The 22,801-nt window shown below is 75.7% G+C and carries 13 protein-coding genes; 11 read left to right on the top strand and 2 right to left on the bottom strand.

All coding sequences use genetic code 11. The annotated features are described in order from the left end of the window. Nucleotides 1-23 precede the first annotated feature (23 nt). Entirely contained in the window at nt 24-800 is a 777-nt protein-coding gene (locus tag DNK56_RS16440) for a glutamate racemase (RefSeq protein ID WP_111334739.1), read from the bottom strand. 58 nt (nt 801-858) lie between these two features. Here DNK56_RS16440 and DNK56_RS16435 point away from each other — a divergent pair, with 58 nt between their 5' ends. Continuing rightward, a complete protein-coding gene (locus DNK56_RS16435) occupies nt 859-2,031 on the top strand; it encodes a glycosyltransferase (RefSeq protein ID WP_111334736.1) in 1,173 nt (390 codons plus the stop codon). Nucleotides 2,032-2,043: 12 nt separating this feature from the next. On the opposite strand, the gene DNK56_RS16430 is transcribed toward DNK56_RS16435, so the two are convergent. Then, complete coding sequence (locus tag DNK56_RS16430) at nt 2,044-3,381, bottom strand: TerD family protein (protein WP_111334734.1); 1,338 nt, start codon at nt 3,379-3,381, stop codon at nt 2,044-2,046. A gap of 367 nt (nt 3,382-3,748) precedes the next feature. On the opposite strand from DNK56_RS16430, the gene DNK56_RS16425 reads away from it, so the two are divergent. The 10 genes from DNK56_RS16425 (at nt 3,749) to DNK56_RS16380 (ending at nt 22,647) form a co-directional block, all read left to right on the top strand. Next, nucleotides 3,749-7,021, top strand: a complete 3,273-nt coding sequence (locus tag DNK56_RS16425; protein ID WP_111334731.1) for a non-ribosomal peptide synthetase — start codon at nt 3,749-3,751, stop codon at nt 7,019-7,021. Then, nucleotides 7,018-12,627, top strand: coding sequence for a non-ribosomal peptide synthetase/MFS transporter (locus tag DNK56_RS16420; RefSeq protein WP_199563741.1), 5,610 nt, complete (start codon nt 7,018-7,020; stop codon nt 12,625-12,627). Before DNK56_RS16425 ends, DNK56_RS16420 begins: the two co-directional genes overlap by 4 nt. Continuing rightward, a complete protein-coding gene (locus DNK56_RS16415) occupies nt 12,624-14,132 on the top strand; it encodes a class I adenylate-forming enzyme family protein (protein ID WP_111334728.1) in 1,509 nt (502 codons plus the stop codon). The genes DNK56_RS16420 and DNK56_RS16415 overlap by 4 nt, the downstream gene beginning before the upstream one ends. Continuing rightward, on the top strand, nt 14,129-17,164 hold the full coding sequence (locus DNK56_RS16410; RefSeq protein WP_111334725.1) for a non-ribosomal peptide synthetase: 3,036 nt from the start codon (nt 14,129-14,131) through the stop codon (nt 17,162-17,164). Before DNK56_RS16415 ends, DNK56_RS16410 begins: the two co-directional genes overlap by 4 nt. A gap of 4 nt (nt 17,165-17,168) precedes the next feature. Further along, entirely contained in the window at nt 17,169-17,393 is a 225-nt protein-coding gene (locus DNK56_RS16405; RefSeq protein ID WP_111334722.1) for an MbtH family protein, read from the top strand. Continuing rightward, complete coding sequence (locus DNK56_RS16400) at nt 17,390-17,656, top strand: hypothetical protein (RefSeq protein ID WP_111334719.1); 267 nt, start codon at nt 17,390-17,392, stop codon at nt 17,654-17,656. Before DNK56_RS16405 ends, DNK56_RS16400 begins: the two co-directional genes overlap by 4 nt. Beyond that, on the top strand, nt 17,653-19,080 hold the full coding sequence (locus DNK56_RS16395; RefSeq protein WP_111334716.1) for a condensation domain-containing protein: 1,428 nt from the start codon (nt 17,653-17,655) through the stop codon (nt 19,078-19,080). Before DNK56_RS16400 ends, DNK56_RS16395 begins: the two co-directional genes overlap by 4 nt. A gap of 65 nt (nt 19,081-19,145) precedes the next feature. Further along, nucleotides 19,146-20,993 (top strand): N,N-dimethylformamidase beta subunit family domain-containing protein, encoded by a 1,848-nt coding sequence (locus DNK56_RS16390; RefSeq protein ID WP_111334713.1) that lies wholly within the window; start codon nt 19,146-19,148, stop codon nt 20,991-20,993. A 277-nt stretch (nt 20,994-21,270) separates the two neighbouring features. Beyond that, nucleotides 21,271-21,771 (top strand): DUF6643 family protein, encoded by a 501-nt coding sequence (locus DNK56_RS16385; protein ID WP_111334711.1) that lies wholly within the window; start codon nt 21,271-21,273, stop codon nt 21,769-21,771. A gap of 279 nt (nt 21,772-22,050) precedes the next feature. After that, nucleotides 22,051-22,647: an Rv1733c family protein gene (locus tag DNK56_RS16380; protein WP_111334708.1), complete on the top strand. Its 597-nt coding sequence runs from the start codon at nt 22,051-22,053 to the stop codon at nt 22,645-22,647. The last annotated feature ends 154 nt before the right edge of the window (nt 22,648-22,801 follow it).

Raw genomic sequence — 22,801 nt, 5'->3', positions numbered from 1 at the left:
GCGTCGGCGGGGCCGTCCGGGGGTCAGCGCACGGAGTCGACGGCGGCCAGCCCGCGGCCTTGCGGGTAGGCCAGGGCGGCCCGCGGCAGCTCTGCGGCGCGGCCGCTGAGAATGACCGCGATGGAGGAGGAGGGTTCGGCCGACGGAGCGGGTTCGGCACCGATCCGGCGCAGCGCCTGGGCGGCGACGGCGCCGGCCGACCCGTACAGGGTGACCGGGGGGCCGCCGACGGCGGCGTGGATGCGCTCGGCGAGCAGCTCGTAGTGGGTGCAGCCGAGGACGACGGCCCGTACGTCGGGCGGGGTGAGCGCGGCGGCGGCGGCCACCGCCCTGTCGATGCGGTCCTCGTCGGCGTACTGGACGGCGTCGGCGAGGCCGGGGCAGGGCACCTCGGTGACGGTGGCGGAGCCGGCGAAGTCACGGATCAGCCCGCGCTGGTAGGCGCTGCCGGTGGTGGCCGGGGTGGCCCAGATCGCGACGGAGCCGCCGTCCGCGGCGGCGGGCTTGATCGCCGGGACCGTGCCGATGACGGGCAGGCCGGGCTCCAGCTCGGCGCGCAGGGTGTCCAGCGCGTGCACGGAGGCGGTGTTGCAGGCGACGATCAGCGCGTCGGGCCGGTGGGCGGCGGCGGCGCGGGCGACCGCGAGCGCGTGCTCGGTGACGTCCTCGGGGGTGCGGGGGCCCCAGGGCATGCCGTCCGGGTCGGAGGAGAGCACCAGATCCGCGTCCGGTCGCAGCCGGCGTACCGCGGCGGCGGCAGCGAGCAGTCCGATTCCGGAGTCCATCAGTGCGATCTTCACCCGGTCACCATAGTCGACCGCCCTTGCGGTCCCCGCTCAGTGGTGCAGACTTCCGCCAATGAGCGCCGTTGCCTGGATCGCCGTGGGTTCGCTTGTCGCGTGGGTGTGGCTGTTGCTGGGCCAGGGGTTCTTCTGGCGCGCCGACCAGCGGCTGCCGGGCCGGGCGGCCCCGGAGCGCTGGCCCTCGGTCGCGGTGGTGGTGCCGGCGCGCGACGAGGCGGCGATGCTGCCGGTGAGTCTGCCGTCGCTGCTGGCGCAGGACTATCCGGGGCCCGTCGAGATCTTCCTCGTCGACGACTGCAGCAAGGACGGCACGGGGGACGTCGCCCGCGCGCTGTCCGTGCGGTACGGGGGTGTGCCGGTGACCGTGGTCTCGCCCGGCGAGCCGGAGCCCGGCTGGACGGGCAAGCTCTGGGCCGTGCGCCATGGGATGACGCTGGCCCGGGCGCGGGAGCCGGAGTACCTGCTGCTGACGGACGCGGACATCGCGCACGAGCCGGACAGTCTGCGGGAGCTGGTGTCGGCGGCGGAGACGGGCGGCTTCGACCTGGTCTCGCAGATGGCGCGGCTGCGGGTGGCGAGTGTGTGGGAGCGGCTGGTGGTGCCGGCCTTCGTCTACTTCTTCGCGCAGCTGTATCCGTTCCGGTGGATCAACCGGAACACCGGGCGGACGGCCGCCGCGGCGGGGGGTTGTGTGCTGCTGCGGACGGAGGCGGCGGTGCGCGCGGGGGTGCCGGATTCGATCCGGCAGGCGGTGATCGACGATGTGTCGCTGGCCCGCGCGGTGCGGCGGTCGGGCGGCCGGATCTGGCTGGGGCTCGCGGAGCGGGTGGACAGTGTGCGGCCCTATCCGGGCCTGGGTGATCTGTGGCTGATGGTCGCGCGGAGCGCGTACGCCCAGCTGCGGCACCGTCCGTGGGTGCTGCTCGGCACGGTGCTCGGGCTCGCGCTGGTCTATCTGGTCCCGCCGGCCGCGCTGATCGCCGGGGTGCTGGGCGGGGACGCCGCGGCGGCGTGGGCCGGGGGGCTCGCGTGGGCCGTCATGGCGGGGACGTACATGCCGACGCTGGGCTACTACCGGCAGTCGCTGTGGCTCGCCCCGCTGCTGCCGTTCACCGCGCTGCTGTATCTGCTGATGACCGTCGATTCGGCGGTCAGGCACCACCGGGGGCGCGGTGCGGCCTGGAAGGGGCGTACGTACGCCCGTCCCGAGGCCGCACCGGATCAGTGATTCAGCGCGGGCTCACTTGCGGCCCGGCGTCCAGTTCATGCCCCAGCCGTAGGCGTGGTCGATGGTGCGCTGCGGGCTGACCCCGCGCTGCGGCACCAGGTAGCGGGCCTCGCGCTGCACGGTGAGGTCGTTGCCGGTGTTGGTGATGAGCGCGAGCGCGCAGACCGTGGACGGCACGGTGCACTCGTCGAGCGAGAAGTCGATCGGGGCGCCGTGCTGCGGCTGGAGGGTGACCGTGGCGTGCAGGTCGGCGAAGCTCCGGGCCCCCTCGTAGATGGTGACGAAGATCAGGACCCGGCGCAGCTGTGCCTTGTGGTCGAGGTTGATCGTCAGGTTCTCGCCGGTGCTGACGGCGCCGGTGCGGTCGTCGCCGTCGAGGTGGATGAACGGCGGCTGGTGGAGCGCGCCGAAGGCGTTGCCGAGGGCCTGGACGACGCCCTTGCGGCCGTCGGTCAGCTCGTACAGGGCGCACAGGTCGAGGTCGAGGTCGGAGTGGTTCGCCACGGCCCGGCCGAGCTTGCTGCCCCAGCCCTTGAACTGCTTGCGGACCTCCCAGTTGAGGTTGACGCGCATCGCGCCGGACGTGCCGCCCTGCTTGGTGAGCGAGACGGACGGCGCCTCCTTGGTGAGCGTCACCTTGGTCAGCCGGACGGGCTGGGTGACGGGCGGTGCCGGAGGGGCGGGCGGTACGGGCGGGGCCATCGGGGGCGCCATCGGCGCGGCGATGGTCGGCTGCTGGGGCTGCGGGTAGGACGGGGGCGGCGGGGCGGCCGGGGCCCGGTGGGGCTGCGGGGCCGCCTGGGGCTGCTGGGGCTCGTCCACGGAGATCCCGAAGTCGGTGGCGAGCCCTTCGAGCCCGGAGCCGTAGCCCTGGCCGACCGCGCGGAACTTCCAGGCGCCCTGGCGCCGGTAGAGCTCACCGAGGATGAAGGCGGTCTCCACGGTGGCGTCGGTGCTGTCGAACCGGGCGATCTCGGCGCCGCCCGCGGCGTCCAGGACGCGTACGTAGAGGCCGCTCACCCGGCCGAAGGTGCCGCCGTCCGCCGAGGCGGCCAGCACCACGCGGTCGATGGCCGGCTCCACCCGCGCCAGATCGACGGCCAGGGTGTCGGTCGCCGTGCCGCCCGCCGTGCGCTTGCCCTCGTGGCGCACCGCGCCGGAGGTGTGGGACGGCTGGTTGTAGAAGACGAAGTCCCCGTCGTTGCGCACCTTTCCGGAGCCGAGGAGCAGGAGCGCCGAGGCGTCCACGTCCGGTGCGCCCGGAGCGGTGCGCCACCCCAGTTCGACACGCACGGCCTGGGCCGCCACTGGGACATTGGTTCCCTTTTGCATGGTCATGCTCGCCCCCATCACGAGTCCGCTGCCGAGACCTTTCCGGGTCAACCTAATGCCCACCGCGCCGCTGTGCCCAAAGAGGGGCCGAGGCCGTGCGAAGGAGCCGGCGCGGCCGGGTCCGCCGGGGCTCCGCACGCCATCGCTCCGGGGCATATTCCGGTCGTTTTCGCTGCTCCGGCCCGGTACCGGGTTTGAACCGAACCACGGGCACTTTGGTCCAGACCATTGACCCGTCGTCCGACGTCTCTCTAGCATCTGCGGCATCACGGCCCCCCTCGGACCCCCGTCCCCCCCCTGCTCTCACGTCCCCCGCGCAGGCCGTGCATCCCCATGGTTTCGGCCAGTTCGGCCGGCCGCCCGCAGCCCGGCCCCCAGGAGCGTCATGTCCGTACCGGACCCGCAGCCCCACACCCCGGCACCCGCGGCACCCGCGCCCCCGGCGGGTCCGCACACGGAGGCGGTGCTCTCCGTCGGGCAGGAACGGCTGTGGTTCCTGGACCAGTTCGAGCCGGGGGACCCGGCGTACAACATCCCGCTGGTGCTCCGGTTCACCGGACCGCTCCACGAGGAGGCGCTGAGCGCCGCCCTGGACGCGGTGACCGCCCGCCACGAGGCCCTGCGCAGCCGGTTCCCCGCCGTCGACGGACGCCCGTACGTGGTGGTCGACCCGCCGGCACCCGTACCGCTGGACCGCGTCGACCTGCGCGACCAGCCGGACGCCGATGTCCTGGCGCGGATCGCCGAGTTCACCAACCGGCCGTTCGACCTGGCGCAGGGCCCGCCGCTGCGCGCCGCCCTGCTGCGCACCGGCGAGCACGCGTACACGTTCTGCCTCGTCGTGCACCACATCGCCGCCGACGGCTGGTCGCTCGGGCTGCTGCGCTCCGAACTCGCCGCGCTCTACTCGGCCCACCGCACGGGCACCGCAGCCGAACTGGCCGAACCCGGCTCGTACCTCGCGCACGCGGCCGGGGAGCGCGCCTGGCTGGACGGCCCCGAGGCCGCCGCCGCGCTCGACCACTGGCGGCAGCTGCTCCACGCCGCACCGCCCCTGGCACTCCCCCTGGAACATCCCCGCCCCGAGACGCCCAGCAGTCTCGGCGCCTACCACACCCGCGTCCTGCACGGACTGGGCGGCGCTGTGGAGTCCTTCGCGCGGGCCCGCCGGCTCACCCCGTTCATGGTCCTCGCCGCCGCCTACCAGGCACTGCTGCACCGCTGCACCGGCCAGGACGACTTCTGCGTCGGCGTGCCCACCGCCGCGCGGACCACCGTCGACAGCGAGCGGACCGTGGGCTACTTCTCCTCCACGCTCGTCCTGCGCGCGGACTTCACCGCGGCCCCCTCCTTCGACACCCTGCTGCGCCGGCTGCGGGGCGACTGGCTCCGCGCCCTGACGCACGGCCGCGTCCCGTTCGAGCGGCTCACCGAGGAGCTGCGGCACAACCGGGACACCGGCCGCACCCCCGTCTTCCAGACCCTGCTGACCGTGCACACCCAGAGCGGCGGCGCCCTCGGCGAACACCGCTTCGCCGACCTCGTCTGCGCCGAGGGGGACGGCGGACACACCGCGGCCAAGTTCGAACTGGGCCTGGACATCCGCCCGGACGGCGACGACCTGCACGCCGTCTTCGGCCACCGCACCGACCTCCTCGGCGCCGAACAGGTCGCCCAACTGGCCGCCCGCTTCGAGACCCTGCTCCGCGCGGCCCTGGCGGCGCCGGACACCCCCGTGCACCGGCTGCCCCTGCTCGGCGCGGACGAGGAGGCGCGGTGCCGGGCCGAGGCGACCGGGCCCGCGCTCGCGGCGCACCCGCCGACGGTCCTCGCCGCGATCGACCGGGCGGCGGAGCGGGTGCCCGGCGCCCCGGCCGTCGTCGGCCCCGACGAGAGCCTCACGCGCGCGGAACTCGCGGCGGCCGGCCGGGAACTGGCCGCCCGGCTGCTGGCCCGCGGGGTCCGCCGCGGCGACCTCGTCGCGTTCTGCCTGCCGCGCGGCCCGCGGCCGGTCGTGGCCATGCTCGCCGCCTGGCGCGTCGGCGCCGGCTACCTGGCCCTGGACCCGGAATACCCCGGCGCCCGGCTCGACTTCATGCTGCGGGACAGCGGAGCCGCGGTCCTGCTCACCGCGGACGGCGCGCCCGTGGACGGCATCGACACGGGCATCCCCGTCCTGTCCGTCACCCCCGGCCCCGTCGACCCGGCCGACCCCGCCGGCCCGCTGCCCGGCCCCGGCACCGAGGCGGGCCCGGACGACCCCGCGTACGTCATCTACACCTCGGGCTCCACCGGCACGCCCAAGGGCGTCCTCGTCCCGCACCGCGCCCTCGCGGCCCGGGTCGCCTGGATGCGCGAGGGCTACGGGCCGACCGGGGCGGACCGGGTCCTGCACAGCGCCTCGCTCTCCTTCGACACCAGCGCCGAGGAGATCTTCCCGGCCCTGGCGGCGGGCGCGGTCCTGGTCACCGCACGGCCGGGGGCCGCCCTCGCCGACCAGCTGGCCGAGCCCTACGCGGCCGGGATCACCGTCCTGGACCTGCCGACCCCCTACTGGCACCACCTCGTCGCCGACCTCGACGAGACCCCGTGGCCGGACACGCTGCGCCTGCTCGTCCTCGGCGCCGACCAGGTGCGCCCGGAGGCGGTCGCCGCCTGGCGGGCCCGGTTCGGCGACACCGTGCGGCTGATCAACTCCTACGGCCCGACCGAGACCTCGATCATCGCCACCACGGCGGACCTCGGCGCCGGCGACGAGCGGCGCAGGCCGCCCATCGGCCGCCCCATCGGCGGGACGACCCTGGCCGTGCTGGACCGCGCCGGCAGCCCCGTGCCGCCCGGCACGCCCGGTGAGCTGGTGATCGGCGGCGCCGGGGTCGGCGACGGCTACCTGGGCCGCCCCGGAGCCACCGCCCGGTCCTTCGTCCCCGATCCCGACGGGCCGCCCGGCGCCCGCCGCTACCGCACCGGGGACCGGGTGCGCCGCCGCGCCGACGGACAGCTGGAGTTCCTGGGCCGGCTGGACGGCCAGGTCAAGGTGCGCGGGTTCCGGGTCGAGCCCGGCGAGGTCGAGGTGGCGCTCGCCGCCCTGCCCTCGGTGGCGGAGGCCGTGGTGTCCGTCCGGGGCGACCGGCTGACCGCCCATGTCGTACCGGCCCCGGCACAGGACGCCCCCGACCCCGCCCGGCTGCGCGCCGAGCTGGCCGCCGTACTGCCGCCGCACCTCGTCCCCGACACCTGGGCCGTGCTCGACCGCCTGCCGCTCGGCCCCAACGGCAAGGTGGACCGGGCGGCCCTGCCGGACCCCGGACCCGCCTCGCTCATCCGTCCGGCCTTCGTGCCGCCCCGTACCGAGGCGGAGGAACTGGTCGCGGACATCTGGCGGCAGGTACTCGGCACCGGGCCGGTCGGCGCGCGGGACGACTTCTTCGACCTGGGCGGCCACTCGCTCCTGGCGACCCGCGTCATCGCCCGCGTCCGCGCCTCCGCGGACCTCACCGTCCCCCTGCGCACCCTGTTCACCCACCGCACCTGCGCCGCGTTCGCCGAGGCCGTGGAGGCCGCGCTGCTGGCCGAGATCGACGCCCTCTCGGACGCGGACGCCGAAGAACTGCTGGCCGCGCAGGACGCACTGGAAGGAACCCGGCCCCGCTCATGAGCGCCGACACCGCCCGCCCGGCGGACCCCGACACAGCCCACCCGGCGGACCCCACCGCCGACCGCCCCGCCCACACCGCCCGCCCGGCGGACCACGCCGCCGCACGCCTCTCCGCCGCCAAGAAGGAGCTGCTGCGCCGCCGCCTGGCCGCGCGCCCGACCGCCCGCACCACCATCCCGCGCCGCGACCCGGACACCCCCGTCCCGCTCTCGTTCGCCCAGGAACGCCTGTGGTTCATGGAGCAGTTCGCGCCCGGCACCGCCGCGTACAACATCCCGGTGGTCCGGCGGCTGCGCGGCCCGCTGGACGGCGACGCGCTCCGCGCCGCCCTGGACGCGGCCGTCGCCCGGCACGAGACGCTGCGCTCCCGCTACCCGGCCACCGACGACGGACGCCCACTGCTGGTCGTCGACCCGCCCGGCCCGGCCGCCCTCACCCTGGCGGACGCGGACTCCGCCGACGAGGCCGAACGCCTGGTGGACGAGGCGTCGGCCGTGCCCTTCGACCTGGAACGGGGCCCGCTGCTGCGCGCCCTGCTGATCCGGCTCGCGCCCGACGACCACGTCCTGCTCCTGGTCGTCCACCACAGCGTCAGCGACGGCTGGTCCAGCGAGGTCCTGCTCGGCGAAGTGCTGCGCCTGTACGCGGCGCACGCTGCCGGAGAACCCGACCCGCTGCCCGAACTTCCCGTCCAGTACGGGGACTTCGCGCTGTGGCAGCGGGAGCGGCTGAGCGGGGACCGGCTGGCCGCCGAGGTCGCCCACTGGGCCCGTGAGCTCTCCGGTGTCGAGCCGCTGGAGCTCTCCTTCTCCCGGCCCAGGCCGCCCCGCCAGACCTTCGAGGGCGCCGGCCACGCGTTCTCGGTGGACCGGGACCTGCTGGACCGGCTGACGGCGCTCGGCCGGCGGCACGACGCGACCGTCCACATGGTGCTCCTGGCCGCCTTCCAGCTCCTGCTCGCCCGGTTCAGCGGCCAGCGGGACTTCGCGGTCGGCTCCCCCGTCGCCGGCCGCGGCGAGCCGGAGCTCGAAGCCCTCGTCGGCATGTTCGTGAACGTCATCGCGCTGCCGGCCCGGCTGGAGGGCGACCCCTCGTTCACCGAGCTGCTGTCCCGCACCCGCGAAACCTGTCTGGACGCCTACGCGCACCAGGACCTGCCGTTCGCCCAGCTGGTCAGCGAGCTGAGGGTGCCCCGCGACGTCTCCCGCCCGCCCGTCTTCCAGGCCGTCCTGGCCGTACAGAACTACGCCACCCAGCGCGACGCGGCGGCCGACGGAGCGCTGAGCGCCGAACCGTTCGGGGTCCGGGCCAGCGGCACCCGCTTCGACCTCGAACTCTTCCTCCAGGAGTGGCCCGACGGGCTGCACGGCTCCTTCAACTTCAACACCGACCTCTTCGACCCCGCCGACATCGGACGCCTCGCCGACCACCTCGGCAGGCTGCTGCGGTCGGTGGCCGCCGCCCCCGACACCCGGTTGTCCGGCCTCGCCGGCCCCACCCCCGACGAGGCCGACACCGAGATCCTGCGGTACAACGACACCGGCCTGGACCGGCCGGCCACCACCCTGACCGCCCTGGTCGCCGAGCAGATCGCCCGCACGCCGAACGCGGTCGCGGTGGCCGTCGAGGGCCGGGCCGCCCTCACCTACCGCCAGCTCGACGAGCGGGCCGACCGGATCGCCGCCCGGCTGGCCGCCGAGGGCGTCGGGCCGGGCGGCCTCGTCGCCATCTGCTCCGAACGCTCGCCCGAACTCGTCGCCGGACTCCTCGGCATCCTGCGCACCGGCGCGGCCTACGTCCCGCTGGAACCGGGCTACCCGGCCGACCGCCTCGCATTCCTGCTCGCCGACAGCGACGCGCCCGTGCTGCTCACCCAGCGCGGACTGCCCACACCGCACGGCTGCACCGCGCAGATCATGCTGCTGGACGACCCGGTGGACCCGCCGCGTTCACGGCAGCGGCCGGCCGGGCCCACCCCCGACGACCCCGCCTACCTCATCTACACCTCCGGCTCCACCGGCCGCCCCAAGGGCGTGCACAACACACACCGGGCGATCGCCAACCGCATCCAGTGGATGCAGGACACCTACCGGCTGGAACCGGACGACGCCGTCCTGCAGAAGACCCCGGTCGGCTTCGACGTGTCGGTGTGGGAGTTCTTCTGGCCGCTGGCCACCGGGGCGCGCATCGTCCTCGCCAAGCCCGGCGGCCAGAAGGACGCCGGCTATCTGCTCGACCTCATCGCCGGGGCCGGGGTGACCGTCGCGCATTTCGTCCCCGCCATGCTGGCCGTCTTCCTCGCCGAGGAGGGCGTCGAGCGGTGCGGCACGCTGCGCCGGGTGATCAGCAGCGGCGAGGCGCTGCCCCCCGACGCGGCCCGCGAACTGACGGGCCGGCTGCCGCACTGCGCGCTGGCCAACCTGTACGGACCGACCGAGGCCGCCGTCGACGTCTCCTCCTGGGAGTGCGCCGGGCCCCTGGAGACGGTGCCGATCGGGCTGCCCATCGACAACACCCGGCTGTACGTGCTGGACGACGCCCTGCGCCCGGTGCCGCCCGGCGCACCCGGCGAACTGCACATCGGGGGCACCCCGGTCGCCCTCGGCTACCACCGCAGGCCGGGGCTGACCGCCGCCCGCTTCATGCCCGACCCGTACGGCCCGCCGGGCTCCCGGCTGTACCGCACCGGCGACCTGGCCCGCCGCCTCCCGGACGGCACCCTCCAGCACCTGGGCCGCGTCGACCAGCAGGTCAAGCTGCGCGGCCTGCGCATCGAACCGGGCGAGACCGAGGCCGCGCTGCGCGCCCAGCCCGGGATCGCGGACGCGGCGGTCCTGGTGCGCGAGGACCGGCCCGGCGACCGGCGGCTCGTCGGGTACGTGGTGCCCGCGGCCGGCGCCGACGAGCCCGAGCCGACCCGGCTGCGTACGGCCCTGAAACGGATGCTGCCCGACCACCAGGTCCCCGCGGTCGTGGCCGTCGTCCCCGCGCTGCCGCTCACGCCCAACGGGAAGCTCGACCGCCGCGCCCTGCCCGCTCCCCAGCTGCGGCGCGCGGCGGGCGCCACCAAGCCCGCGACCGAGATCGAGCGCCTGCTCGCCGGCATCTGGGGCGAGGTGCTCGGCGTCACCGAGGTCGGCGCGGACGAGGACTTCTTCGACATCGGCGGCCACTCCCTCCTGGCCACCCAGGTCGTCGCGCGGGCGCGCGGCCGGCTGACCGAGGCCGGCGCCCGGCCGGTCAGCGTCATGGACCTCTTCACCCACCGCACGGTCCGCGACCTGGCCGCCCTCGCCGCACGCGACGAACACGACGACAGCCCGAGGCCGCTGCTGCACCGGCTCACCCCGCCGGTGTCCCCGGCGCACCGCACCCGCACCTTCGTCTGCGTGCCCTACGGCGGCGGCAGCCCCGTCGTCTACCAGCCCGTCGCCGACGCGCTGCCCTCCGACACCGAGCTGTGGGCGGTCGCCGTACCGGGCCACGACGTCGGTGTCACGGAGGAGTCGGTGCCCTTCGACGAACTGGCCGAACGCATCGCCGCCGAGGTGCGGGAGCGGACCGGGGGCCCCGTCGTGGTCTACGGCCACTGCGCCGTCGGCACGGCTCTGGCCATCGCCGTCTCCCGGCTGCTCGAAGCGGCCGGGCATCCGCTGGAGGCCGTCTACGCCGGGGCGCAGTTCCCGTTCGCCCGGCCGCGCAGCCGGGTGCTCAGCGCGCTGAGCCGCGTCGCCTCGCTGGAACCGCTGCTCGGCGACCGGGTCTACGCGAACTGGCTGATCGGGCTCGGCGTGAACACCTCCGACCTCGACAAGGAACAGGCCGCCTTCATCATCGGCAACATGCGCCGCGACACACAGGCCGCCGAGGACTACTTCACCCGGGCCATCGCGGACGTCGCCGCCGGTGCGCCGAGGCTGCGCGCCCCGCTGGTGTGCCTGGTGGGGGACCAGGACCCGGCGGCCGACTTCTACCAGGAGCGCTACCGCGAGTGGCTCCTGCTGGCCGAGCGTTCCGCCGTCGCCGTGCTCGACCAGGGCGGCCACTTCTTCCTCAAGTACCGGGCCCAGGAAGTGGCCGAGGCGATCACGGCGGTGCACCCGGCCGTGCTCGACGGGAGCACCGGCGAGCTGCCCGCCCGTGACCCGCTGAACTCCTGGTGGTTCCAGGGCGACACGGGCCCCGCCGACGCGGTGGACGGCGCCGGTGACGCACCGGGCGAGGCGCCGGACGCGGAGGCCGGGACCGGCCCCGAGCCCAGCATGCGCCGGTTCCTGGCGGTGGCGAGCGGCCAGCTGGTGTCCATCACCGGCTCGGCGCTGACCGAGTTCGCGCTGCCGCTGTGGATTCTCCTCAACACCGGCTCCCTGACCCGTTACGCGCTGTACGCGGTCGTCGCGATGGTTCCCGGCATCCTGGTCGGCCCGCTGGCGGGGGCGCTGGTGGACCGGCTGGACCGGCGCAAGGTGCTCCTCGCCGGCGACCTCGCCGCCTGCACCACCCAGGCCGGGCTGCTAACCCTGCTCGTCACCGGGAACCTGCATTCCTGGGAGGTGTACGTCCTGCTCGGGTTCCTCTCCCTGGCCCTGACGTTCCAGCGGCTCGCCTACGCCTCCGCGGTGCCGCAGCTGGTGCCCAAGCAGTACCTCGGCCACGCCAACGGGATCGTCCAGCTCGCCTTCGGCACCGCGCAGTTCGTCGTACCGCTGGTGGCCGTGGCGCTGCTGGCCGGCATCGGTCTGCGAGGCATCCTCATCATCGACGTGGCCAGCTACGTCCTGGCGATCGGCGTCCTGCTGGCGGTGAAGTTCCCCCGGACCCTGCCGTGGACCCGGCGCGAATCGCTGGTCTCCGAGATCCGGAACGGCTTCGCCTACTCGTGGCGCAACCGGGGCTTCCGGGCGATGCTGCTGTGGTTCGCGGGGCTGAACATCTTCCTGTCGCCGCTGTTCCTGCTCGTCACGCCGCTGGTCCTCGCCTTCGACGATCTGCAGGGCGCGGCGCGGGTGGCCGTGGCGGGCGGTGCGGGCGCGATCCTGGGCGGGGTCGTGATGGGGTTCTGGGGCGGTCCGCGCCGGCACCGGCTGCGGGGGATGCTGGCGCTCGCGGCGCTCCTGGCGCTGGCCGGGGCCCTGACCGGTCTGCACGCCGGGCTGTGGGTGGTGGCCGCCGGGGCGTTCGGCATGTCCTTCGCGCTGTCCCTCGTCAACGGGGTCTACTCCACGATCGTCCAGGTCAAGGTGCCGCAGCGCTTCCACGGCCGGGTCTTCGCGCTGAACACGCTGGTCGCCTGGTCCACCCTGCCGCTGGGCCACGGCGTCATCGCCCCGCTGGGCTCCTCGGTCCTGGGGCCCCTGATGGAACGCGGCGGCGCGCTCGCCCCGGTCTTCGGCCCCCTGATCGGCACCGGCTCCGGACGCGGCATCGCCCTGATGTACGTGCTGTTCGGCTGCGCGATGCTCGGGCTGGTCGCGCTCGGGCTGCGGCTTCCGGTGCTGGCGCGCTTCGACCGGGACGTGCCCGAGGCGGAGCCGGACGATCTGGTGGGCCTGCGGGAGCGGGCCCGTATCGCCGCCGCCCGCCGCGCGAAGGCGGGCCGGTCATGACGGGAAACCCGGCCGCGGTCGCCACGCTGCCCGCCCTGCTCGCCCACCGCGCCGCCGCGCACGGGGAGCGCGTCGCCCTGGTCACCGGCCGCGACCGGCTCGACTTCGCCTCCTGGCAGGAGCGTTCGGGGGCGTACGCCGGCGCGCTGCGCGCCGCCGGGGTGCGGCCCGGGGACCGGGTGGTGCTGCACCACGGCACCGGCGGCTGGACGGACTACGCCGTCGCCTTCCTCGCGGTGCTGCGGGCCGGCGGGGTCGCCGTGCCGCTCTCCGACCGGTCCGCGCCGGCCACCGCCGCGTACGTGTGCGAGGACGCGGGGGCGAGGTTCCTGCTGCACGGCACGGGGGCGACGCCGCCCGCGCTCCCGGCCGGGACGACCGTGCTCACCGAGTCCGACGCCGCGGGGCACTCCCCGGCGCCGGAGCTGCCCGAGCCCGCGCCCGGCGACCTCGCGCAGATCCTCTACACCTCGGGCACCACCGGGACGCCCAAGGGGGTCGGGGCCGGGCACGCCAATCTGGCGTACGGCTGCACCCTCGACGAACGGCGACGGCCGCTGCGCCACTCCGCCGCGTTCCTCCACGCCTTCCCGGTCGGCACGAACGCGGGGCAGACCATGCTGGTCAACGCGCTGAACGCGCACGCCGCCTGTGTCACGGCCCCGCAGTTCACCCCGGCCCGCTTCCTGCGCCTGCTGGCGGAGCACGGGATCGGGAGCGTGTTCCTCGTACCCGCCATGGCGATCGAACTGCTGGCGTCCCCGGCCGTCACCGACGACAGGTTCGCGCAGGCGCGGCGGGCCGTGCGTCTGGTCGGTTCCACGGCGGCGGCGCTGCCGCAGCCGGTCGCGCTCGGGCTCGGCCGGGCCTTCCCGAAGGCGCAGATCGTCAACTACTACACCTCCACCGAGGCCGCGCCCGCCCAGATCACCCTGCTGTTCGACCCGGCCCGGCCCGACTCGCCCGGCCGGCCCGCGTCCCTGGCCGATCTGCGGGTGACCACCCCGGATGGCGGGCCGGTGGCGGCGGGCGAACCGGGCGAGCTGTGGCTGCGTTCGGCGGCGGCTCCGCGCGCGTACCTGGGCGAGGCGGACGGCGACGTCTTCCAGGGCCGGTGGATACGCATGGGCGACCTGGGCCGGGTGGACGAGGAGGGGTTCCTGCATCTGCTCGACCGGGAGCGCGACGTCGTCAAGTCGGGCGCCCACAAGGTCTCCACGCTCCAGGTCGAGGACGCCCTGCACGCCCATCCGGAGGTCCGCGACGCCGCCGCGGTCGGGGTGCCGCACCCCGTGCTGGGGAGCGTCGTCGCCGCCGTGGTCGTCGCCGGCGAGGGTCTGACCCCCGCCGCGCTGCGGACCTTCCTGCTCGACCGGCTGGCCGTCCACGAACTGCCCGCCACCGTGCTGTTCCGCGACGCCCTCCCCCGCAACGAGGCCGGAAAGGTCCTCAAACGCGAACTGCGCCGCATCCTCGCCCAAGACGAACCCGAGGCCATCCTGTGAACGCCACCCTCAGCTCCGCCCAGCACGGCGTCTGGCTCACCGAGCGCACCCTGGACACCGGCTCCGCCTACCACCTCACCCTGACCATCCGCCTCGACGGCCCCCTGGACTCCGGCCGCCTGGGCCGGGCCTGCGCCGCCGTCGCCGCCCACCATCCGGCCCTGCGCACCGCGTTCGGCGGCGACGGCACCCCCGTCCCGCTCACCGGCGAGGTGCCCATGAGCACGGTCGAGTGCGCCGCCGGGGAACTCGGCGCCCTCCTCGCCCGGGAACGCGCCACGCCGTTCGACCTCGGCCGCGGGCCGCTGCACCGCTTCGTCCTCGCCCGGCTCTCCCCCGTACGGCACGTGCTGCTGCTGACCGCCCATCATCTGGTCCTGGACGGGGAGTCCAAGGAGCGGCTGACCGCGGACCTGGCCGCCGCCTACCGGGGCGACCCGCTCGCCCCGGCCGTCCCGCTCCCCGAGCCGGCCCCGGCGCCGGACGCGCTCGCGGACGCCGAGGCGTACTGGGCCACCCGGTGGCACGATCCGGCCGCACCGCCGCTGCCGGGGCTCACGACCTCCGCGCTGCCCGGCACCTCGCCCGCGCCGGGTACGGAGATCACCTGGAGCCTCGGCACCGAGCGGGCCGCCCGGCTCGACGCGGTGGCGCACCGGCTCGGCCTCACCCGCTTCGAACTGCTCATCGCGTCCTGGCACGCGCTGCTCACCCGGTACGGCGACCCCGCGCCGGTCACCGCCGTCGAGCTGTCGTTGCGTCCGCGCGGCGGGCCGGCCGGCGTGGGGCTGGCCGTCAACGAGCTGCCGCTGTTCACCTCGGCGGCCCCCGACGTGCCCTTCGCCACCTGGTCGCGGAGCGTGCGCGCCGAGCTGCGCGCCCTGTACCGGCACCGGGCCGTCCCGCTCGGCCGCTGTGTGCGCGGGCTGACCCCGCGCACCGCGCTCACCCCGCTCTCCGTCAGCTACCGGCGGCGGCCGGCCGCGCAGCCGCGCCCCGACTTCGGCACCGGTCTGCGCGCCGAGGTCCGCTGGCTGGGGTTCTGCGGCACCGCGCGCAATCTGCTGCACCTCCAGCTCGTCGACTCCGGCCGCGAGGTGGACGCGAGCCTGCAGTTCCGTGCCGGCGCGCTCACCGCCGACGCGGCCCGGCGGGTGGCGGACCACTGGACGACGCTCCTGGACGGCGCGCTGGCCGACCCCGCGATCCCGGTCGGCGAGCTGCCCCTGCTGGCACCGGGCGAGTGGTCCGCGCAGCTCGCCGTTCCCCGGCCGCGCCCCGAGCTGACCGGGCGCACCGTGCCCGCGCTGTTCGCCGAGGCGGTGGCGGCCCGGCCGGACGTGATCGCCGTCGTCAGCGGCGACGAGACCCTGAGCTATCGCGGCCTGGCCGACCGGGTCGCCCACGCGGCCGCCGCGCTGGCCCGGCACGGGGCGGGCCCCGGCACCCTGGTCGCCGTCGAACTCCCGCGCGGCCTGGACCAGCTGGTGACCGTACTGGCCTCGCTGGCCTGCGGGGCCGCCTATCTGCCGCTGGACCCCGCCCATCCCGCGGAGCGCCTGGCGTTCCTGCGGTCGGACGCCCGCGTCCCGCTCCGCGTCACCCCGCGCCCGGAGAGCCCTGGCGACCTCGCCCCGTCCGCGCTCGCCCCGGCCGCCTCCCTTCCGGACGGTGCCGGGGCGCCGGACCTGCCGGCCGGGCCGTCGCCCGCCGATGCCGCCTATGTGCTCTACACGTCCGGATCGACCGGACGGCCCAAGGGCGTGGAGGTGCCGCACTCGGCGCTCGCCAATGTGCTCGGCGCCCTGCGCGACCAGCTGGGCTCCGGTCCCGAGGACCGCTGGCTGGGGCTCACCTCGCTGTCCTTCGACATATCGGCGGTCGAGCTGCTGCTGCCGCTGATCAGCGGCGGACGCGTGGTCCTCGTTCCGGAGGGCGGCCACCGCGACGGGCCCGCGCTCCTCGGCCTCGTCGACCGCGCGGGCGTCACCCACGTCCAGGCCACCCCCAGCGGCTGGCGGCTCCTGCTCGACGCGGGGCTCGGCGACCGCGCGGCCGGGCTCACCGCGCTGACCGGCGGCGAGGCGCTGCCCCCGGCCCTCGGTGCCGAGCTGGCCCCCCTGACCAAGCGGCTCGTGAACGTATACGGACCCACCGAGACCACGATCTGGTCCACCCTGGCGGAGCCGGCGGTGAGCGACGACGGACAGGTCCTCATCGGCGGGCCGCTCGCCAACACCCGCGCCTACGTCCTGGACGGGCGGATGCGCCCCGTCCCGTACGGGCTTCCGGGCGAACTGCACCTGGGCGGCGCGGGTCTGGCCCACGGCTACCGGCACCGCCCCGGACTGACGGCCACCCGCTTCGTGCCCGACCCGTACGGTCCGCCCGGATCGCGGCTGTACCGCACCGGTGACCTCGTGCGGCGGGGGCCCGACGGGGCTCTGGTCTACCTGGGCCGCTCGGACACCCAGATCAAGCTGCGCGGCCACCGGATCGAGCTGGGCGAGATCGAGGCGCGGCTCGCCTCCCACCCCGCGGTCGCCGCGGCCGCCGCCGCGCTGCACGGGACGGACGGCGACCGCAGGCTCTGCGCCTATGTCGTCCCGGCCGGTCCGGCGCCCGAGCCGGACGAGCTGCGCGCGCACCTCGCCGCCGTACTCCCGGACGCCGCGGTCCCGGCCTCGTACACGGTGCTGGACGCCTTCCCGCTGACGCCCAACGGCAAGCTGGACCGGGCCGCGCTCCCGGAACCCGCCCCGGACCGCGCTGCGGTGACGGCGGCGGACGGGGACGCCGCGCTCGACCCGACGACCGCGGCGGTGCTCGCCATCTGGCGCGAGGTCCTGGAGCTGGACGATCTCGGGCCGGACGAGGACCTGTTCGACCTCGGGGGCCACTCCCTGACCATCACCGCCATCGCCGCCCGTATCCATCGCACCCTCGGCGTGGACCTCCCCTTCGAGGTCTTCTTCGACGCCCCCACCGTGCACGGCGTCACCGCCGCCGTCACCGCACTGCGCAAGGAGTAGCCGCATGACCGCATCGACCCGCTACCTCGTGGCCGTCAACGACGAGGAGCAGCACGCCCTCTGGCCGGAGGGCACGCCACTGCCCGCGGGCTGGCGGGCGGAGGGCTTCGGCGGCACCGAGGAGGAGTGCGTCGCGCACGTCGACCGGGTGTGGCCGGACATCCGGCCGCTCAGCCTGCGCCGCCGGCTGGCCGACGAGGCCGCCCGGCAGGACGGCGGTGCCCGGTGACCGCGCCCGCCCCCACCCGCGACGGCGTCGCCCGGCTCGTCGAACGGGCCACGGACGGCCGGCTGACCGTCGCGGAACTCCTGGGCTCGGCCGACTCGCTGGCCGCGCTCGGGGTCGGCTCGCTGTCCCTGCTGCGGCTCGCCGACAGCCTGGAGTCGGAGTACGACGTCCTCATCGACCTGGGCGACCGGAGCCTGTACACGGACGGGCTCGACCAGCTCACCGACCGGGTGCGGGGCCTGGTCGCCAAGGACGCCCCGTGACGGCGGCGACGGCGGACACCACCGTGTCCTTCGCCTTCGCCGGCGGCCGCGCCGGGGACGCCCCGCTGACCTGGGGCCAGCGCGCCATCTGGCACGCGATCGGCCGTACCCGCCCCAACGACCACTACTTCAACATCGGCCGGGTGCTCCCCCTCGCCGACCGGGGCGCGCCGGTGGACCTGGCGCGGCTGACGGACGCGCTCGCCGCGCTGGTCCTCCGGCACGAGGCGCTGCGCACCGTGGTGGCGGAGGAGGGCGGCGAGGTCCGTCAGCGCCTGTCCGGGCAGGGGTCCGCGGAGGTCCTGGTCCAGGACGTGGCCGATCCGGGCGAGGCCGCGGCGGCGGCCGACGAGCTGCTGTCGTCGCTGACCGCCCGGCGCTTCGGCTACGCGGACGAGTGGCCGGTGCGGTTCGGCGCCGTCCGGCACGCGGGGCGGATCACGCACGCCGTGCTGGCGCTGTGCCATCTGGCGGCCGACGGGCACGCGGCGGAGGTCCTGGTCCGCGATCTGCGGCTGCTGGTCCGCCGGGGCTCGGCCGGCCCCGTCTGCGCGGACACCCCGCTGGACCTGGGCCTGCGTCAGGCGTCCCCGGCCGGCCGGCGTTCGGGCCGGGCCGCCCTCGACCACTGGGAGCGGGGGCTGCGGGCGGCGCCCCCGACGATGTTCCCGGAGCCGGTCGCACCGCCGCGCGCGCCCCGGTTCTGGACGGGCCGGCTGAGGTCGGCCGCACTCCCCCGGGCCGTCGACGCGGTGGCGGCCGCGCACCGGGTCAGCGGTTCCACCGTGCTGCTGGCCGCGTCCGCCGCCCTGGTCGCCGCCGGGCAGGGGCACTCGGTGGCGGCAATGATGCCGATCGCGGGCAACCGTGCGGCCGGCGGCCACCGCACCCTGGTGAGCACCCTGTCCCAGGACGCGCTGTTCGTCCTGCGCATGGACCAGGTCGCGGGCCCGGAAGCGGACTTCACCGATCTGCTGGCCGACGCCTGGCCGGCCGCGCTCGCCGGGTACCGGGCCGCCGCCTACGATCCGGCGGACTGGGACGCCCTGCTGGACCGGGCGGCCGCCGAGCGCGGCACCGAGGTGCATCCGTACTGCTGCTTCAACGACATGCGCCTGGTGGAGCGGGTGGGGCCGCCCCGCCCGGCACCGCGCCCGGACGAGCTCGATCTGCTCCGCCGCCGCAGTGTGCTCGACTTCCCCGCGACCCAGGACCGGGTCGCCTGCCGGTACTGCCTGCATGTGAGCGGCGACGACGACGAGCTGACCGTCACCCTGACCGCCGACACCGCGTATCTGCCGTCGGACACCATCCACGCCCATCTGCGCGCCATCGAGGAGGTCGTGGTGAACGCCTCGGCCGGACACCCGCACCGTCTGACGGAACTGCCCGCACTCCTCACGGCCGCGAGGGCCGGCCGGTGAGCGCCCGGCCGGTCGCGCGCCCCGTGGCGCGGGCCGGGACGACCTCGTGCGCCCAGGGCGGAACCATGCGCTTCGAGGTGACCGCGGGCGGGGGCGGGCCGCTGACCGGCCGGGTCGTCGTCGCCGACGCCGTGACCGGCCGCCCGATGACCCGCGCGGCCGTGCGCGGCACCCGCTGGACCCTGGACGTCCCGCACGACTGGCCCAGTTCGCTGTACGTGGCCCGCTTCCACGACGACCGCCCCGAGACACCGGAACCGGAGCGGGACCCCGAGCACGAGGTCTGGTTCGCCGTCCGCGCGGCGAGGCCCGCGACGGCATCGGCGGTGCTGGTCTCCATCCCCTTCGCCACCTGGCGGGCCTACCACCGCGCCGGCCAGCCGGGCCGCAGCATCTACTACGCCGAGGAACCGGGCCGCGCCGCGCGGGTGTCCTTCACCGATCCGGGCGGCGGCCCGCCGCCCGAGCGCTGGGAGGAGCCGCTGCTGCGCTGGCTCCCCGAAGCCGGGTACCCGGTCGAGTTCTGCTCGGGCCTCGATCTCGACGACGGCGGCGAACTCCTGTCCGCCTACCGGCTGCTGATCGTCAACGGCCACGACGAGTACTGGTCGGCCGGGATGCGCGACAACGTCGAGGAGTTCGTCCGCAGGGGCGGAAACCTGGCCGTGTTCGCCGGCAACACGGCCTGGTGGCAGATGCGGCTGGAGGACGGCGGGCGCACGATGGTGTGCCACCGCGACGCCACCACCGACCCGGTCGCGGCCACGGACCCGCGCCGCACGACGGTCGAGTGGTCCAGCTCGCCCGTCGACCGTCCCGAGAACTCCATGACCGGGGTCAGCTTCCGCAACGGCGCCGGTTCCTGGGGCGAGGGCATGTCCCTCATCGGCCGCGAGTCGTACACGATCCGGTTCGCCGACCACTGGGTGTTCGAGGGCACCGGCCTGGGCGACGGAGACGCCTTCGCCCGGGGCGCCCTCGGCTACGAGACGGATGCCGCCGAACTCGACTGGTCGTCGGGGGTGCCCCGGGCCACCGGGCGGGACGGCACCCCGCGCTCGTTCACCGTCCTCGCCACCGCGGACCTGCGTCACTGGCGGACGTACGGGCAGGGCGGCTGGGCCACCATGGGCGTCTTCCGGCTGGGCGCCGGCACGGTCTTCAACGCGGCCACCATCAACTGGGGCCGTGCCCTGGACGATCCGGCCGTGGACCGGGTCACCCGCAATGTGCTGGACCGCCTCGGCGGCGCGGTGCCCGTCCCCTCCTGGCACACCGTGGGACGGGCGCCCGGAGTGCGCGCGCTCGCCGCCTGCGAGGGGCTGCTCTTCGCGGTCGCCGAGGACGGCAGGACGCTGCTCCACCGCGAGCCGTGCGACCAGAACCTGCCGTGGACCGCCTGCCCGCCGGTGCCCGGCGGGCATGAGCCGGAGATCCGCTGCCTGGCCGCGCCCCGCGAGGCGTGCCATCCCACCCCGCTCGCCCTGCTGGCCGTCGGCACGGACGACCGGCTGCTCGTACGCGACCCGGTACCGGGACCGGCCCCGTGGACCCCGGCCGGCACGGTCCCGGCCGGCACGACGGCGCTGGCGATGTGCGACAACACGCTGTTCGCGGTGACGCCGCACGACGACACCCTGCACCACCGGCCGGCCCTGCGGCCCGAAGCGCCGTGGACTCCCCTGGGGCCGGCCGGCAAGGCGGTCTCGCTGGCGGTGCTCAACGCGCGTCTGTACGCCTGTGGTCCGGACGGGTTGCTGACCCGGCCCCCGGTCACCACCGAAGCGCCCTTCGTCCCCGCGGGCGCCTTTCCCGCCGCCACCGCGCTCGCCGCGTACGCGGGCCGGCTGCTCGCGGCGACGGACGACGGCCTCCTCGTCAGCCACCGGCCGCGGTCCGTCGCGACGGGGTGAACTCGGGCCCGCGCGGCCCGGATCGAGGGGGCCGGGCCCCGGCCGGCGCGGGCCCCGCCGCACGGTCCCGGCACCGGAAAGCTACCTGGCGGTACTCGGCACACTCCGCAGAGCGACGCGGCACGGCCGGGGCCCAAGTACCGCACCGCGGAAAGCCCTCTCCCGACCGACTCTTCACCGTTCTTTCACCTGCTCGGACAGCGGGAAACTCAGTCCGTACGACAACCGGGAAATTGGGACTCCCCAATCTGCACATCGTGGGCTTAACTTAGGTGTCATGACCTCCCCTCGCTCCACCTACGGTGGCGGCTACTACGCCGCGCCGTCGTTCCCCGACACTCCGATCTACGACTCTCTGGTCGCGGAGCGGGGCACCCCTCAGATCGCACCGATCCGAGTGCCCGCCGCCTACGACACCGGCAGCAGCTATCTGCCGGCGCTCCCCGCGGCCCTGCCGGCTCTTCCCGCCGCGCCCTCCCAGCCCCAGCCGTCCTACGGTTACCCGCAACAGGCGGCGCAGCAGCAGCACTACGCGCCGATGCAGCCCCCGCAGTTGCAGCACGCGCCGGCGCCGTACATCCCGCAGCAGCCGGCCGGCGGCCGGGGGATGTACCAGGCGCCCCCGCCGCAGCAGCAGCAGCGGCCCGCGCAGAGCACGGGGTACGAGTCGATGCGCCCGGCGGCGCCCCGGCCCGCGCCCGTGCAGTCCCCGTACGACCCGTACGGCCAGCAGCCCTACCAGGGCGGCCGGGGCTACCAGGGCGGCCAGGGCTACTAGGACCTGATCCGGCGTCGCCGCACGGGCGGCGCCGGGGGCGGCTTCCCCCCCTGCCGCCCCGTGCCCGCACCTCGATCGATGCCCGAACGCGCCCGTCGCGCGGCGACCACCCCAGGGGAGGGGCCGTCCGCGACGGGCCGTTTCCGGCCGCTGTCACGCGCCCGGGAACTCACGGCGACGTGCCGTGCGTTGGGACCGATGGGCCGCTTACGACGCGCGGCCCGGCCATCCGTACCGGGTCAGTACGGACACGGAAGGGGGTGCGGGACCGTGCGAGCGATGACCGGTGTCGTGCGCTGGCGCCACAACCCGCTGCGCCGGGCGACGGACCGGTTCGAGGCCTGGCTGGCCCTGGTCGCGTTCCTGCTGCTGATGCTGGCGGCTCCGGCCCTGGGCCGGCTCTGCGGAACGCGGACGGACGCGGCGCTCCAGGCGGTGGTGCGCGCCCAGCGGGCCGAACGGCATCCCACGACCGCCGTGGTGGTGCGCCGGGTGGCGGCCGCTCGTTTCACCGCCGACCCGGAGACGTCCACCGACAGCATGCGGCGCACCGCCGTGGTGGCGCGCTGGCGCGCCCCGGACGGCAGCGCCCGCACCGCCGAGGTCAGGACCGCCGGGCGGAACGCGAGACCGGGGACCCGGGTCCGGATCTGGACCGACCGGCGCGGAGAACCCGCGACCCGCCCGATGGACGCGGCGACCGGGCACACGCATGCCGCGCTGGCCGGGTTCGGCGCGGCGCTGCTGGCCGCGCTGCTGATCGAGTGCGGCCGGCGCCTGATCCTGTGGCGGATGACGCTGCGCCGGTACGAGCGGATCGACCGGGCCTGGGCTGCGGTCGGCCCGGACTGGGGCAGGACGGGCGCGGGCAGCTAGGGCGGGTGCCCGGACCTGCGGATCGGGTCAACTCCCGGCCTCCGCGCGCGCTACGGTGGACCGGCCCGCCCGTCGCTTCCCCGGCAGGCGGACCCCGGCTGGTCGGCGTCGCGAGGCGGCTGACACGGGCATCACACACGCACCACGAGGCGGG

The sequence above is a fragment of the Streptomyces sp. AC1-42W genome (genome assembly GCF_003248355.1).
Classification (GTDB): domain Bacteria; phylum Actinomycetota; class Actinomycetes; order Streptomycetales; family Streptomycetaceae; genus Streptomyces.
This window is presented reverse-complemented; position numbering and strand designations above follow the sequence as displayed.